General features: G+C 69.7%; 11 protein-coding genes, 1 rRNA gene, 1 pseudogene and 1 riboswitch. Of the genes and pseudogenes, 1 reads left to right on the top strand and 12 read right to left on the bottom strand.

Features of this window, described 5'->3' with window-relative positions; all coding sequences use genetic code 11:
• Positions 1-15: 15 nt before the first annotated feature.
• Positions 16-2,901: an aminomethyl-transferring glycine dehydrogenase gene (gcvP, locus tag ACGFT2_RS00065; RefSeq protein WP_393271825.1), complete on the bottom strand. Its 2,886-nt coding sequence runs from the start codon at positions 2,899-2,901 to the stop codon at positions 16-18.
• A 171-nt stretch (positions 2,902-3,072) separates the two neighbouring features.
• A riboswitch (glycine riboswitch) is annotated at positions 3,073-3,166 on the bottom strand.
• Positions 3,167-3,285: 119 nt separating this feature from the next.
• On the opposite strand from gcvP, the gene ACGFT2_RS00060 reads away from it, so the two are divergent.
• Complete coding sequence (locus ACGFT2_RS00060; RefSeq protein ID WP_393271823.1) at positions 3,286-3,657, top strand: PRC-barrel domain-containing protein; 372 nt, start codon at positions 3,286-3,288, stop codon at positions 3,655-3,657.
• 374 nt (positions 3,658-4,031) lie between these two features.
• Here the strand turns inward: ACGFT2_RS00060 and ACGFT2_RS00055 are convergent.
• From ACGFT2_RS00055 to rrf, 11 genes and pseudogenes are all read right to left on the bottom strand, one after another.
• Positions 4,032-5,438: pseudogene (locus ACGFT2_RS00055) on the bottom strand (DNA polymerase IV); the annotation flags it as partial.
• Positions 5,439-5,617: 179 nt separating this feature from the next.
• A complete protein-coding gene (locus ACGFT2_RS00050; protein WP_393271821.1) occupies positions 5,618-6,301 on the bottom strand; it encodes a MerR family transcriptional regulator in 684 nt (227 codons plus the stop codon).
• A gap of 268 nt (positions 6,302-6,569) precedes the next feature.
• Positions 6,570-7,043: a bifunctional nuclease family protein gene (locus tag ACGFT2_RS00045; RefSeq protein WP_026253112.1), complete on the bottom strand. Its 474-nt coding sequence runs from the start codon at positions 7,041-7,043 to the stop codon at positions 6,570-6,572.
• An 85-nt stretch (positions 7,044-7,128) separates the two neighbouring features.
• Positions 7,129-7,866 (bottom strand): MerR family transcriptional regulator, encoded by a 738-nt coding sequence (locus ACGFT2_RS00040; RefSeq protein ID WP_393271819.1) that lies wholly within the window; start codon positions 7,864-7,866, stop codon positions 7,129-7,131.
• A gap of 43 nt (positions 7,867-7,909) precedes the next feature.
• Positions 7,910-8,740: an FHA domain-containing protein gene (locus tag ACGFT2_RS00035; protein WP_393271817.1), complete on the bottom strand. Its 831-nt coding sequence runs from the start codon at positions 8,738-8,740 to the stop codon at positions 7,910-7,912.
• Between the two features lie 190 nt (positions 8,741-8,930).
• Positions 8,931-9,761 (bottom strand): DUF881 domain-containing protein, encoded by an 831-nt coding sequence (locus ACGFT2_RS00030; protein WP_393271815.1) that lies wholly within the window; start codon positions 9,759-9,761, stop codon positions 8,931-8,933.
• A gap of 5 nt (positions 9,762-9,766) precedes the next feature.
• Complete coding sequence (locus ACGFT2_RS00025; protein ID WP_003988855.1) at positions 9,767-10,099, bottom strand: small basic family protein; 333 nt, start codon at positions 10,097-10,099, stop codon at positions 9,767-9,769.
• Positions 10,096-11,013 (bottom strand): DUF881 domain-containing protein, encoded by a 918-nt coding sequence (locus ACGFT2_RS00020; RefSeq protein WP_393271813.1) that lies wholly within the window; start codon positions 11,011-11,013, stop codon positions 10,096-10,098. Before ACGFT2_RS00020 ends, ACGFT2_RS00025 begins: the two co-directional genes overlap by 4 nt.
• Before the next feature lie 161 nt (positions 11,014-11,174).
• The gene (locus ACGFT2_RS00015; protein WP_393271811.1) at positions 11,175-13,670 is read right to left on the bottom strand and encodes a sugar phosphate nucleotidyltransferase; all 2,496 of its coding nucleotides are present in this window, start codon (positions 13,668-13,670) and stop codon (positions 11,175-11,177) included.
• Positions 13,671-13,780: 110 nt separating this feature from the next.
• On the bottom strand, positions 13,781-14,389 hold the full coding sequence (locus ACGFT2_RS00010) for a CDP-alcohol phosphatidyltransferase family protein (protein ID WP_393271809.1): 609 nt from the start codon (positions 14,387-14,389) through the stop codon (positions 13,781-13,783).
• A gap of 108 nt (positions 14,390-14,497) precedes the next feature.
• A 5S ribosomal RNA gene (gene rrf, locus ACGFT2_RS00005) occupies positions 14,498-14,614 on the bottom strand.
• Between the last annotated feature and the right edge of the window lie 158 nt (positions 14,615-14,772).

Below are 14,772 nucleotides of genomic sequence, written 5' to 3'. Positions count from 1 at the left end.
GGCCCCCTCGGCGGCTCAGTCCTCGTAGGCGTCCAGCGGCGGGCAGGAGCACACGAGGTTGCGGTCGCCGTACGCCTGGTCGATGCGGCGCACCGGCGGCCAGTACTTGTCGGCGGCCGAGACGCCGGCCGGGAAGACGGCCTCGTCGCGGCCGTAGGCGTGCGTCCACTCGCCGCCGAGCGCGGCCGCGGTGTGCGGGGCTCCCCGCAGCGGGTTGTCCTCGGCGGGCCAGTGGCCCGAGGCGACCTTCTCGATCTCCGCGCGGATGGCGATCATCGCATCGCAGAAACGGTCCAGCTCGTTGAGGTCCTCCGACTCGGTCGGCTCGATCATCAGCGTGCCGGCCACCGGGAAGGACATGGTCGGCGCGTGGAAGCCGTAGTCGATGAGGCGCTTGGCCACGTCGTCCACGCTCACGCCGGTCGCCTTGGTCAGCGGGCGCAGGTCGATGATGCACTCGTGCGCGACCAGGCCGCCGGGGCCGTTGTAGAGCACCGGGTAGTGGGGCTCCAGGCGCTTGGCGATGTAGTTCGCGGAGAGGACGGCCACCTGCGTGGCCCGCTTCAGGCCCTCGCCACCCATCAGACGGACGTACGCCCACGAGATGGGCAGGATGCCCGCGCTGCCCCACGGCGCCGCCGAGATCGGGCCGACACCCGTCTCGGGGCCGGCGGCCGGCTGCAGCGGGTGGTTGGGCAGGTACGGCGCCAGGTGCCCGCGGACCGCGACCGGACCGACGCCGGGGCCGCCGCCGCCGTGCGGGATGCAGAAGGTCTTGTGCAGGTTCAGGTGGGAGACGTCGCCGCCGAAGTGCCCCGGCTTGGCGAGCCCGACCAGGGCGTTGAGGTTGGCCCCGTCGACGTACACCTGACCGCCCGCCTCGTGCACCTGGGCGCAGATGTCGGCGACGTGCTCCTCGAACACGCCGTGCGTGGACGGATAGGTGATCATCAGCACCGCCAGCTCGTCGCGGTGCCGCTCGATCTTCGCCCGCAGGTCCTCGACGTCGATCTCGCCGTCCTCGGCGGTCTTGACGACGACGACCCTCATGCCGGCCATCACGGCGCTGGCCGCGTTGGTGCCGTGCGCGGAGGACGGGATCAGGCAGACCGTGCGCTGCTCGTCGCCGTTGGCACGGTGGTAGCCGCGCACGGCCAGCAGACCGGCCAGCTCGCCCTGCGAACCGGCGTTCGGCTGCAGCGAGACCTTGTCGTAGCCGGTGACCTCGGCGAGACGGTCCTCCAGCTCACGGATGAGCGTGAGATAGCCCTCGGCCTGCTCTGCGGGCGCGAAGGGGTGCAGCTGGCCGAACTCCGGCCAGGTGACCGGCTCCATCTCCGTGGTCGCGTTGAGCTTCATGGTGCAGGAGCCCAGCGGGATCATGCCGCGGTCGAGCGCGTAGTCGCGGTCGGAGAGCCTGCGCAGGTAGCGCAGCATCGCGGTCTCGGAGCGGTGGTCGTGGAAGACCGGGTGGGTCAGGTAGTCGTCGGTGCGCAGCAGCGCCTCGGGCAGGGTGTCCGCGGCCGTGGCGTCCAGCGCCTCGATGTCGCCGGTGACGCCGAAGGCGGCGAAGACGGCCTCCAGCTGAGCGCGGCCGGTGGTCTCGTCGCACGCCATGGAGACGAGGTCGACGTCGACCAGGCGCAGGTTGACGCCCTTGTCCCGGGCGGCGGCGACCACCTCGGCGGCCCTGCCGGGCACGCGCGCGGTGACGGTGTCGAAGTAGGCGCCGTGGACGATCTCCACACCGCCGGCCCCGAGGCCCCCGGCGAGGATCGTGGCGTAGCGGTGGGTGCGCCGTGCGATGGTCCGCAGGCCTTCCGGCCCGTGGTAGACGGCGTACATGCCGGCCATCACGGCGAGCAGCACCTGCGCGGTGCAGATGTTGCTGGTCGCCTTCTCGCGGCGGATGTGCTGCTCACGCGTCTGCAGCGCCAGGCGGTACGCCCTGTTGCCGTCGACGTCGACCGAGACGCCCACGAGGCGTCCGGGCAGACTGCGCGCGAACTTCTCCTGCACCGCCATGTAGCCCGCGTGCGGTCCGCCGAAGCCCATCGGCACGCCGAAGCGCTGGGTGGTGCCGACGGCGATGTCCGCGCCCAGCTCGCCCGGCGAGGTCAGCAGGGTCAGCGCGAGCAGGTCTGCGGCCACGGTGACGACCGCGCCCAGCTCGTGCGCCCGGTCGATGACCGGCTTGATGTCGCGTACGGCCCCGGAGGCGCCCGGGTACTGGATCAGCACGCCGTTGATCTCGCGCTCGGCGACCTCGGCCGGGATGCCCCCGTCGAGGTCGGCGACGACGACCTCGACGCCGGTCGGCTCGGCGCGGGTCTGGATCACGGCGATGGTCTGCGGCAGCGCGTCCGCGTCGACCAGGAACAGGCCCTTCTTGTTCTTGCCCATGCGCCGGGACAGCGCCATGGCCTCGGCTGCGGCGGTGCCCTCGTCGAGCAGGGAGGCACCCGAGGTGGGCAGCCCGGTCAGCTCGGCGACCACGGTCTGGAAGTTCAGCAGGGCCTCGAGCCGCCCCTGGGAGATCTCCGGCTGGTACGGCGTGTAGGCCGTGTACCAGGCCGGATTCTCCATGACGTTGCGCAGGATGACGGGCGGGGTGAAGGTGCCGTGGTAGCCGAGGCCGATCATGGAACCCAGGACCTGGTTGCGGTCGGCGAGCGAGCGCAGCTCGGCGAGCACCTCGGCCTCGGTGCGGGCGCCCGGCAGGTCCAGGGCGTCGGCGTTCTTGATCACGTCCGGGACCGCGGCGGCGGTCAGCTCGTCGAGGGAGCCGTAGCCGACGTGCGCGAGCATCTTGGCCCGCGCCTCCTGGTCCGGCCCGATGTGGCGCTGCTCGAAGGGGATGCCCTGTTCGAGATCGGAGAGCGGAATGCGATGGGCGGTCATTGCGGAGGCCTCCTGGTCTGACGACCTTCGGGGGGCACCACGGCGCGGGTACCCCGACGGCCTCCCCCTCTGTCATCTCAACCTGAGAGCTTCACCGGCGCCCGTGGGCCCCGGCTTTCCCCGTCGGTGAGAGCGGAGGCCGACGACACCCGCTCTGCTTTCCAGAGTGACCTCGTCCGTGCGGTACGTGAGCCTGAGAGATTCCGGGGAGGAGTTGCTCCTTCGGCGCCTCCGAGTGATCGGAGGACTCTCCCGCACGGGGTCAGCAGCCGCTGTCAGCCTACCAGCGGGGTCAACGCCCGGGCTTTCGAGTGGCCGCCCACTGGAATGTGCTCTTTTGTAGTGCTTACGGATGAGTTGCGACCAAGTGGAGGGAGAGGGACCGTGCAGACCGACATCGATCCGCGCAGCCTGATCGGCCGCAAGGCGTTCGACCGCAATGGCACCAAGATCGGCACCATCGACGAGGTGTACCTCGACGACGCGACCGGCGTGCCCGAGTGGGCGGCCATACGCACCGGCCTGTTCTCCAGGGACGCCTTCGTTCCGCTGGAGCCGAGCGAACTGATCGACGGCACCCTCCGGGTCCCTTTCGAACGCGCCCTCATCAAGGACGCCCCGGACTTCGGCGTGGGCCGCCACCTCTCCCCCGAGCAGGAACTGCAGCTCTACCACCACTACGGGCTCGACATCGCCTCGTCCTCCCCGCTCCCGGACCACGACTTCGGCAGGCTGGCCGGCACGGAAGAGACCTGACCCCCGCCCGGGCCCCGTACTTCTCCCTGTTCAGAGGACCGCCCCTGGACATGGGCCTCCTGCCCGAGGGCCCACGCCTGTCCAGGAGCCACTTGCCCGAGGGCCCACGCCTGTCCGGGAGCCTCCTGCCCGAGGGCCCGCTCCTGTCCAAGGGCCCATTCCTGTCCAGGGGACCGATGCTCCCCAGAGGCCCCGCGCTGTTCAGAAGCCCCACGCTGTTCAGAAGCCCCGCGCTGTTCAGAGCTCCCACGCTGTTCAGAGGCCCCACGCTGTTCAGACGCCCCACGGTGTCCGGGGCCCTGGCCGGGCTCCGCGGACCCGCCCCCTTCGGGCGCCCGACCCTGTTCAGCGGCATGATCGCGCGGTTCTTCGAGCGGGGTCCGGGGCGGAGCCCCAGGTCGGTCACCGCCGGGCGGCCCGAGAGGTCCGGGCGCGTCGGCGGAGCCGGCCCCCAGCACCAACGGCAACGGCTCCGCCGCCGCCAGCGCGGCGTCGTCGACCCGGAACGTCCGCACCCGCCCCCGCTCCGACTGAGGGGTCTCGAAACGCACGGTGACCCGGCCCAGACCACTGCCCTGCACCCATCCATGGCCCCACTCGGCGTGCCGCACGTCCTGCCCGGCACGCCACTGCCGCTCGGTGGGTTCCGGCCGCTCCCCCACTTCCTCCGGTACGCCGTCCTCGGCGAGGTCACCCGCCGCCCGCTCCCCCGCCGCCTGGGCGAAGAGGTCCTCCTGGGTGTAGTCGGCGAGCCCCGTGACGCCCACGCCGAGCAGCCGTACCCCGCCCGTGGTGTCCACGGAGTCCAGCAGCCGCCCGGCCGCCTCCCTGATGACCGCCGGGTCGTCCGAGGGGCCCCTGAGCGTCTCCGAGCGGGTGAGGGTCGAGAAGTCGTACCGTCGCACCTTCAGCACGATGGTCCGCCCGGACAGCCCGGCCTCGCGCAACCGCCGCACACAGCGATCGGCGAGCCGCCGCACCTCCAGAGCGACCCTCAGCCGGTCGTGGATGTCCACGTCGTAGGTGTCCTCCACCGACACCGACTTGGCCTCGCGCTCGGCCACCACGGGCCGCTCGTCGTGCGCCAGCGCCATCGCGTACAGCGCGTGGCCGTGCGCCTTGCCGAGCAGCCGGACCAGCTCGTCCTCACCCGCCTCGGCCAGCTCGCCCACCGTGGTGATACCGGCCCTGCGCAGATGGTCCCCGGTGGCCGGTCCGACGCCCGGCAGGGTCCGCACCGGCATCGGCCCCAGCAGCGCCCGCTCGGTCCCCGGCTCGATCAGCACCAGGCCGTCCGGCTTGGCCTCCTCGGAGGCGATCTTGGCGAGCATCTTGGAGGCGGCGAGGCCCACCGACCCGGTGAGTCCCGTGGCCGCCCGGATGTCGGCGCGCAACCGCACCCCGGCCAGCCGCGCCGAATCCTCGTCCCAGGCCGTCCCCCCGGCCTCCAGATCCACGAACGCCTCGTCCAGGCTGAGCGGCTCGACCAGCGGTGACAGCTGCCGCAGGAGCGCCATCACCTGCTCGCTGATCGACCGGTACAGGGCGAAGCGGGGCACCAGGTACGCCGCGTTGGGAGCGAGCCTGCGCGCCTGGGCCATGGGCATCGCCGAGTGCACCCCGAAGACCCGGGCCTCGTACGAGGCGGTGGCCACCACCCCGCGCGGTCCGAGCCCGCCCACCACGACCGCTTTTCCGCGCAGGCTCGGCTTGGAAGCCTGCTCCACCGAGGCGAAGAAGGCATCCATGTCGAGATGCAGGATCGTGGGCGCGTTTCTCACATGTCCGATGCTGCACCACGGCACTGACAATGCGACCCGCTCGCCGCACCACGACGCCGACACCGCACGGCCGGCTCCCGCACCACGACACCGCGTGGCCCGCTCGCCGCACCACCGCACCGACACCGCGGTGGCGCCTGGGGCGCCGCCCCGTCGGACCGGCGGTGTCGGACCGGCGGTCAGACCGCCCGGTTGCGGCGCCTGGCCAGCTCGTCCGCGGGGTTGTGACCGACGAGCGTCTCACCCGTGTCGATGCGCTCACCGTGCAGCTGGGAGAGCGCGCTTTCCACATCCCGCCACACCACGCCGACGGCGATCCCGAAGACGCCCTGACCGCCCTGGAGCAGGGTGTGGACCTCGTCCGGCGACGTGCACTCGTACACGGTGGCGCCGTCGCTCATCAGCGTCATCCGCTCGAGGTCGCGGAAGCCGCGTTCCCTGAGGTGCTGGACGGTCGTGCGGATGTTCTGCAGCGACACACCGGTGTCCAGAAAGCGCTTGACGATCTTCAGGACGACGACGTCCCGGAAGCTGTACAGGCGCTGGGTGCCCGACCCGTACGCGGGCCGCACGCTCGGTTCGACGAGCCCCGTCCGGGCCCAGTAGTCCAGTTGCCGGTAGGTGATGCCGGCGGCCGCACAGGCCGTCGGCCCGCGGTATCCGACCTCCTCGGACGCCATGGACGCCGCCCCTCCGCCATTCGGCACCGCCGCCGGTCGCTGCGGAGCGTGTTCGACCGCGCTGCCGTGAGGAGGGTATCCCCCGCTCGAACGCAGCTGAGAGCTCGGGGAAGGGTACGGACCGCTCTCCCCGAGACCGCGTCCCGGGGCACCCCCAGTCGTACCGTCGCCGCTCGTTCTCACGCCGACCTCCGTCCTTGACCTGCCTTCTCGACGGTAGGCAGTCACCAGGGGTGCGTCAACGATCGCCACACTCGGCACGCCGAGTGATAATCACCCTAGGAGTGGTTTTCCGTGCCCCACCGCGGGGAAAGGCTAGCCGAATGCGCTCGCGGGAGGCCGTAGGACGCTCTCGGTGGCCGGTGGCAATTGCCCCCGAGCCCGGCGCGCGCCGCCGATCGGTGCCGGCTCCCAGGACCTCGGTCCGACGGGCCGGCCGCTTGGCCGGCGGTCACTGACTGCTGGTGCCGAAGTCCTCGGGCGAGATCTGGTCGAGGAACTCGCGGAACTTCTCCACCTCGTCCTCCTGCTCGTCCGGGATGGCGATACCCGCGTCGTCCAGCACCGTGTCACTGCCGTAGATCGGCGTACCGGTACGCAGGGCCAGCGCTATGGCATCCGAGGGACGGGCACTGACCTCGACCCCGCTGGCGAAGACCAGCTCCGCGTAGAAGACGCCCTCCCGCAGATCGGTGATCCGCACTTCGGTCAGCTCCTGGCCGACGGCCTCCAGCACGTCCTTGAACAGGTCGTGGGTCAGCGGTCGCGCGGGGGCCATGCCCTGCTGGGCGAAGGCGATCGCCGTCGCCTCGCCCGGCCCGATCCAGATGGGGAGGTACCGGTCGCCCCCCACTTCTCGCAGGAGCACGATCGGTTGGTTGGAGGGCATTTCGACCCGGACACCTACGACATCGAGCTCGTTCACACAGCAACCCTAGGCCGTGCCCGGGACGTTTGGGTAGTCGGGCCGGGAACAGGTGCCCGATCCGGCCGCCCGGCGAGCCGGGATTTCAGGGCAGCCGCAGGCCGAGAGCGGTTTTCACCAGAGCCGCGTGCAGTTTCACCGTGAGGGCCGCCAGTTCCTTCGTCCGGGCCTCGGCATGTGCCCTGGTCTGCGGATTGCGGTGACGCTTCAGCGGGGCCACCACCTGGTCGACGAGACCCGCCTCGCGTTCGGCGGCGGCCTTCATCACCCGAAGGTGGCGCGGCTCGATGCCGAACCGGCCCAGCTCGGCGACGAGCGCGGCCACGGTGGCGGCCTCGGCGTCGTACGCCCCGTCCTCCAGAGGAGCGATGAGCCCGTAGGACTCCCACTCCCTCAGCTCGTCCTCGCCGATGTCCGCGGCGGCCAGCAGCTCCCCCTTGCCGACCCGGGCCACCGTGCACCGCTCGGCCGACTCCGGCACGTCGTCCCCGGTGCGCTGGCGCCCCACCAGGGGCAGCTGGACGGCCTCACCGCGCTCCATGGCGTCCAGGTGCTCACGGATGACCTTGAGCGGCAGATAGTGGTCCCGCTGCATCCGCAGGACGTGCCCGAGTCGCTCGACGTCCCCGGCGCTGAACTTGCGGTACCCGGACGGGGTCCGCTGCGGCTCGACGAGGCCCTCCGACTCCAGGAAGCGGATCTTGGAGATGGTGACCTCGGGGAACTCGTCACGCAGCGCGTTCAGCACCGTGCCGATGCTCATCAGCCCACTGTCCCTGGCGGCGGTACCGCTTCCGGCACCGCCGCTCGGTGTTTGAAGCATGGACCTTCCCTCGGATCCCCCCGGACGCCGGTCCGGAGGCGGGTCAGATGCCCTGCCGGCTTGCGTAGAACACCAGCCGGTACTTGCCGATCTGCACCTCGTCACCGTTCGACAGGGGGACCTGGTCGATCCGCTCACGGTTGACGTATGTGCCGTTCAGGCTGCCGACGTCGGCCACGGTGAACGAGCCGTCCGGCGAACGACGGAACTCCACGTGCCGACGCGAGACGGTCACGTCGTCGAGGAAGATGTCACTCTGCGGATGACGGCCGGCCGTGGTCAGGTCGCTGTCCAGGAGGAAGCGGCTGCCCGAGTTCGGCCCGCGGCGCACCACCAGGAGCGCCGAACCCAACGGAAGCGCGTCCACCGCGGCCTGCGCCTCCGGCGACAGCATCGGCAGCGGCGTCTGGCCGGTCACCTCGGCGTCGTAGGCCTCGAGACCGGAGATCGAGATCGTGGACGTCGTCTCGGAAGGGCGCTCGGGAGCCACTCCCGGACGCAGAGGCGCGCCGCAATTGGAACAGAAGCGGGCGTTGTCCGCGTTGCGGTTACCGCACCTCGTACACACCAGGACCGACATCGACGGATCCTCCTGCCGCGGCTGCCCCGCCGGGGCGTTGGACGCGTACGGGCCGGAGGTGAACCCTCCACCCGTACCTGAGGTTGACGGTTGCCCGAAACCTATGCCGCCGGCCTGGGCAGGGTCAACAGACGCCGCGCCCTGACCACCGGAAATGTCACCGCCCGGACCAGCGACCTGGTCCCGGAACAGTGGGCGCTGGCCCTCCGCGTCAGGCTGTGCGCGATGGCGGGCGGTCGCATTGCCGCTGCCCTCTCGCGCGCTCTTGCCGAACAACTTCGCAAACAACTTCACGGGCGATTCCCCTTGACCGAAACAGACCCGCCCGTGGGGCAGGACGAACCCTGATTGCCTACACCGGCCGAGCCGGACATTCTCACAACGTCCGTATCCACCAAACAGTTTCCATCACGCGCCACCCCTTCGGTGCGCCGACCCCCCGCAACCTCATGCCCTTGCCGGACGTCCCGCATGCACCACCGGTTCACTGGGAGGACGACCGAGCGTAGTCAGGCCGCTTCACCTGTCGCAAGGCGTCCACGACGATCTTGTCCGACCGCTCGACCGCCACCGTGGCCTGCTCCTTCTCCAGGGTCTGCACCACGCCTCCAGGAATGTTCAGCGCCGGCTCGAGATCCTGCGGCTTGCCGATGACCTTGAAACGATAGGGAGCGTTGATCTTGTTCCCGTCCACGCTCACCGACTTCCCGGAGTCCGTGAAATACGTGTTCGCGACCACGCGGACGCCGTTGACCTGGATCGCCTCCGCACCGGCCGCGCGCAGTTCCTGGATCGCGTCGAGCAGCATGTCCGCCTGGACCGTCCCCTTCGTGTCCTCCACCGTCATCGTGATGCCGGGACCCTGTGCCGCCACGGTGCCCGCCAGGATGCCCAGTTGCCGCTCCTTCTCAGCGGTCTGCCTGCGGGCCTCCGCCGCCTGGTCGGAGCTGCTCTGCAGCTCCTGACGCTGCTTGTCCAGTCCCTGCTTCTCGTCCTGAAGACGCTGAGTACGCGAATCCAGTTCATCGAGGATGCGGACGAGATCCTCCTGCCGTGCGCCGCGCAGCGCGCTGTCGCTGTCGCTGTTCGACGCCACCTGCACGGCCAGGCCGAAGCCGAGTCCGAACAGCAGAAGGGCGACGATGAGTTGGGCCCGGCTGACGCGCGGCGGCCACAGACCCTTCACCAGCCGCTGCCGCCCGGTCAGCGGACCCTTGGCCTTCGGCTCCGGCGCCGGCTCGGGGGCCGGCGCGCGTACCTCGTCCGGCAGTTCCTTGCGCAGCCCGTTCTCCGGCTGCTCGTTCTCGTCGCTCATGTCCCTCACGCCCGGAACACGTGTCGCCGGATCGCCGCCGCGTTGGAGAAGATCCGGATACCCAGGACCACGACGACACCCGTGGACAGCTGTGCGCCCACGCCCAACTTGTCACCCAGAAACACGATCAGGGCGGCGACGACCACGTTCGACAGGAACGACACGACGAACACCTTGTCGTCGAAGATGCCGTCGAGCATGGCCCGCAGACCGCCGAAGACGGCGTCCAGCGCCGCGACGACGGCGATCGGCAGATACGGCTCGACGACCGCCGGAACCTCGGGCCGGACCAACAGTCCGGCCACGACTCCCACGACGAGGCCCAGTACGGCGATCACGATGTGCCCTTCTCAGTCTTCCCGGCGTTCGGCCGCGCGGTACGTACGATCACACTCGGTGCGGCGGGCAACCGGACATCACCCTGCGTGGAGATGGTGGCGCGGATGCCGAAGTTCTCCTCCAGGGCATGCAGATACAGGCCGTCGGCGCCGTTCTGGAACCTGGTGCTCAGCCGCTCCCCGTCCCCCACCGCGAGCACCGTGTACGGCGGCACGAGCGGTTTGTTGTCGACCAGTATCGCGTCACCCGCAGCCCTGATCGCGGACAGGGCGGTCAGCCGCTGCCCGTTGATGGAGACCGCCTCGGCTCCGGACGCCCACAGTCCGTTGACCACGCGCTGCATGTCCCGGTCGCGTACCCGGCCGGTGTCGGAGAATCCCGCGGTCTCCCGCGGATTGTTCCCGCCACCGCCGCCGCCGGCCTCCTTGGCGTCGTTCACGACGAGCCGGACGCCGGGTCCGTGCACCGCGGTGGCGCCCGACACCATGCCCACCAGGTCGGCCTCGCTGCCGCCACCGCTCGACCTGAGGGCCGCCCGCTGGCGCGCGCCGACCTCGTCGCGCAGCTTGTCGACGTCGCCTTCGAGCTTGTCCGCGGCCTCGGTCTCGGCATCGATGCGGTCGATCAGCTCCTGGCGCTCCTTGGCCACCACGGGAGCAGCCACCCGCGCCTGCGCCGCGCCCACGGTCACCACCAGTGCCGCGAGGACGAGGCCGGCCGCGAGGCCCAGCTTCGCCCTGAGGGTCTTCGGCAGACCGCCCTCACCGGCGGACTTCTTCCGGGCAGCGGCCTCGGCGTACCCGTCGTCGAGGCTGTGGTCCATGACGTTGGTGATCAACGACATGGAGGCGTCCGGGCGCTGCGGCCGCGCTGGGCTGCTCCGAACGGGGGGTTGCTGCGGCATGCCGCACATCGTCGCATGTCGCGACCAGTACCTCCGAATGGCCCCACCGGCGTGCCGGACAGGCCCCCTTGGGGACACTTGTCCGGCACGCACGCGTGCAGCGGTTCCGGCCGCCCCGGGACGCTATGCCGCGGCGTCGTCCGGCCGCCGACCTCCCAGGGCCACCGGCCTCACCGGCCGGCGCTGTCCACGACGGCCGCCCACTCGTCCAGCAGGGCCTGCGCGGAGGCGTCGTCGGGGCCTTCGGCCCACAGGTGGGTGACCGCCTCGGCGGGATCCGGCAGCACCATCACCCAGCGCCCGTCGGCCTCCACGACCCGCACACCGTCGGTCGTGTCGACCGAGCGGTCCCCGGCGGCCTCGACCACCCGCCGCATGACCAGGCCCTTGACCGCCCACGGCGTCGCCAGGTCCCGCTTGAGGACGTGCGCCCGCGGAATCCGGGCGTCGATCTGGCTCAGCGTGAGCTGGGTCCTCGCCACCAGGCCGATCAGCCGCACGAAGGCCGCCGTGCCGTCGTACACGCTGCTGAACTCGGGGACGATGAATCCGCCCTTGCCGTCGCCACCGAAGATCGTGCCTTCCTCACCGCCCACGCGCGTGAGGTCGTCGGGCGAGGTGGTCGTCCACTCGACCTGGGTGCCGTGGTAGGCGGCCACCTGCTCGGCGATCCGGGTGGTGGTGACCGGCAGCGCCACCCGCCCGCTGCGCCGTTCGGCGGCCACCAGGTCCAGCATCACCAGCAGCGCCCGGTCGTCCTCGATGATCCGGCCCTTCTCGTCCACGAGCGACAGGCGCTCGCCGACCGGGTCGAACCGCACACCGAACGCGGCACCCGAGGACGCCACGATCTCACCGAGCCGCACGAGCCCGTTGCGCCGCACCTCGGCGGTCTCCGTGGGCCGGGACTCGTCCAGACCGGGGTTGATGGTCAGCGAGTCCACGCCCAGCTTGCCGAGCAGGCTGGGCAGCACCAGCCCGGCGCTGCCGTTGGACGCGTCCACGACGACCTTGAGACCCGACTCCGCGATGCCCGTGGTGTCGACGTTCCGCAGCAGCGACCCGGTGTAGGAGTCGAAGACGCTCGCCGGGAAGTACAGGTCGCCGATCTCACCGGGGAACGCCCGGCGGTACTCCTGCCGCGCGAACACCCGGTCCAGCTTTCGCTGGCTGCCCTGCGACAGGTCGGCGCCGTTGCCGTCGAAGAACATGATGTCGACCGAGTCCGGCACGCCGGGCGAGGTCCGGATCATGATGCCGCCGGCGCTCCCGCGCGCGGTCTGCTGACGAGCCACCGGCAGCGGCACGTTCTCCAGGTCGCGTACGTCGATGGCGCTGGCCTGGAGGGCGGAGATGACCGCCCGCTTGAGCGCCCGGGCGCCACGGGAGTGGTCTCGGGCGGTGGTGACGGTGGACCCCTTCTTGAGGGTCGTCGCGTACGCGCCGGCCAGCCGGACCGCCAGCTCCGGTGTGATCTCGACGTTCAGGATGCCGGTCACTCCGCGGGCGCCGAAGAGATGGGCCTGTCCCCGGGACTCCCAGATGACCGACGTGTTGACGAAGGCACCGGCCTCGATGGTCTTGAACGGGTAGACCCGGACGTTGCCCTGAACGATCGATTCTTCACCGATCAGGCACTCGTCACCGATGACCGCGCCGTCCTCGATCCGCGCGGCGCGCATGATGTCGGTGTTCTTGCCGACGACGCAGCCCCGCAGATTGCTGTGCTGCCCGACGTACACGTTGTCGTGCACGACGGCCTTGTGCATGAAGGCACCGGTCTTGACGACGACGTTCGAGCCGACGACGGTGTGCTCGCGGATCTCCGCGCCCGCCTCGACCTTCGCGTAGTCGCCGATGTACAGCGGTCCGCGCAGCTCGGCGTCGGGGTGCACCTCCGCGCCCTCGGCCACCCACACGCCGGGGGAGATCTCGAAGCCGTCGATGTCGACGTCGACCTTGCCCTCGAGGACGTCGGCCTGGGCCTTCACGTAGCTCTCGTGGGTGCCGACGTCCTCCCAGTAGCCCTCGGCGACGTAACCGTAGATGTGCTTGCCCTCCTTCATGAGCTGAGGGAAGACATCGCCGGACCAGTCGACCGGAACATCGGGTTCGACGTAGTTGAAGACCTCGGGCTCCATGACGTAGATGCCCGTGTTGACCGTGTCGGAGAAGACCTGCCCCCAGGTCGGCTTCTCCAGGAAGCGTTCGACCTTGCCTTCCTCGTCGACGATGGTGATGCCGAACTCCAGCGGATTTGGCACGCGGGTCAGGCAGACCGTGACCATCCCGCCCTTCTCCTTGTGGAAACGGATCAGGTCGGTCAGGTCGAAGTCGGTCAGGGCATCACCGGAGATGACGACGAAGGCATCGTCCTTCAACGCCTCTTCGGCGTTCTTGACGCTTCCGGCGGTACCGAGTGGCTTCTCCTCATTGGCATACGTGAGCTCCATGCCGAGCTCTTCACCGTCGCCGAAGTAGTTCTTGACGAGCGATGCCAGGAACTGCACGGTGACAACGGTCTCGGTGAGCCCGTGCCTTTTGAGCAGCCGTAGCACATGCTCCATGATCGGGCGGTTGGCCACGGGCAGGAGTGGCTTGGGCATGCTTGAGGTCATAGGGCGCAGGCGCGTGCCTTCGCCACCGGCCATCACGACGGCCTTCATGTCGGAAGCGTCCTCCTCAGAGACGACGGTCTAGCCGACTTCACCCGTCCAAATTGTCCCGCACATTTCCACTGGGGGCCATCGAACCGTGTGTCAGGACAATCGGGAGATCAGTCGGCCATGGCGTCCGCACGAACCAGGCGGCGGACTTGTACCACGTACAGCACTCCTGCCCACCAGTAGAGAGTTGTACCCCATCCGGCGAACGCCCATCCGAAAACTGCAGCGAGTGACGCGAGCCAGCCGGATCCGTCACTGAGGAGCAGCAGCGGGAAGGCGTACATCAGGTTGAAGGTGGCCGCCTTCCCGAGGAAGTTCACCTGCGGCGGCGGATACCCGTGCCGGCGGAGGATGCCCACCATCACCAGGAGGACCAGTTCTCTCGCCAGCAGCAGGGCTGTGAGCCAGAGCGGCAGAATCTCCCGCCAGGTGAGTCCGGCCAGCGTGGAAAGGACGTAGAGCCGGTCTGCCGCGGGATCGAGAAGCCGGCCGAGGCTGCTGATCTGGTTCCAGCGCCGGGCGAGCTTGCCGTCGAGGTAGTCGCTGACCCCGCTGAACGCGAGCACCAGGAGGGCCCAGCCGTCGCTGTTGGGGCCGCCGAACTCCGGCCTGAGGATCAGCCAGAGGAAGAGGGGTACGCCAACGAGCCGCGCCATGCTGAGGATGTTGGGGATGGTGAGGACCCGGTCTGTCTGGACGCGGGTCTCCTGGACCTCCACCCGGGGGCCTCCTGTGCGAAAAGAGCCGATGATGCCCCCTGACCCTACCGCAACGCAAAAAAGCTCCGGCTCTCGGGCATATGCCCAAGAGCCGGAGCTATAAAAGGAGTTCGGCGGTGTCCTACTCTCCCACAGGGTCCCCCCTGCAGTACCATCGGCGCTGTGAGGCTTAGCTTCCGGGTTCGAAATGTAACCGGGCGTTTCCCTCACGCTATGACCACCGAAACACTATGAAACTGAACGCCGCACCACGTGTGGCAACGTGGGGCTGTTCGTGGTTTCAGAACCAACACAGTGGACGCGAGCAACTGAGGACAAGCCCTCGGCCTATTAGTACCAGTCAACTCCACCGGTTACCCGGCTTCCATATCTGGCCTATCAAC

This window comes from Streptomyces sp. NPDC048514 (genome assembly GCF_043199955.1).
Classification (GTDB): Bacteria; Actinomycetota; Actinomycetes; order Streptomycetales; family Streptomycetaceae; genus Streptomyces.
The sequence above is the reverse complement of the archived record's forward strand: the minus strand, read 5'-3'. Positions and strand labels throughout refer to the sequence as shown.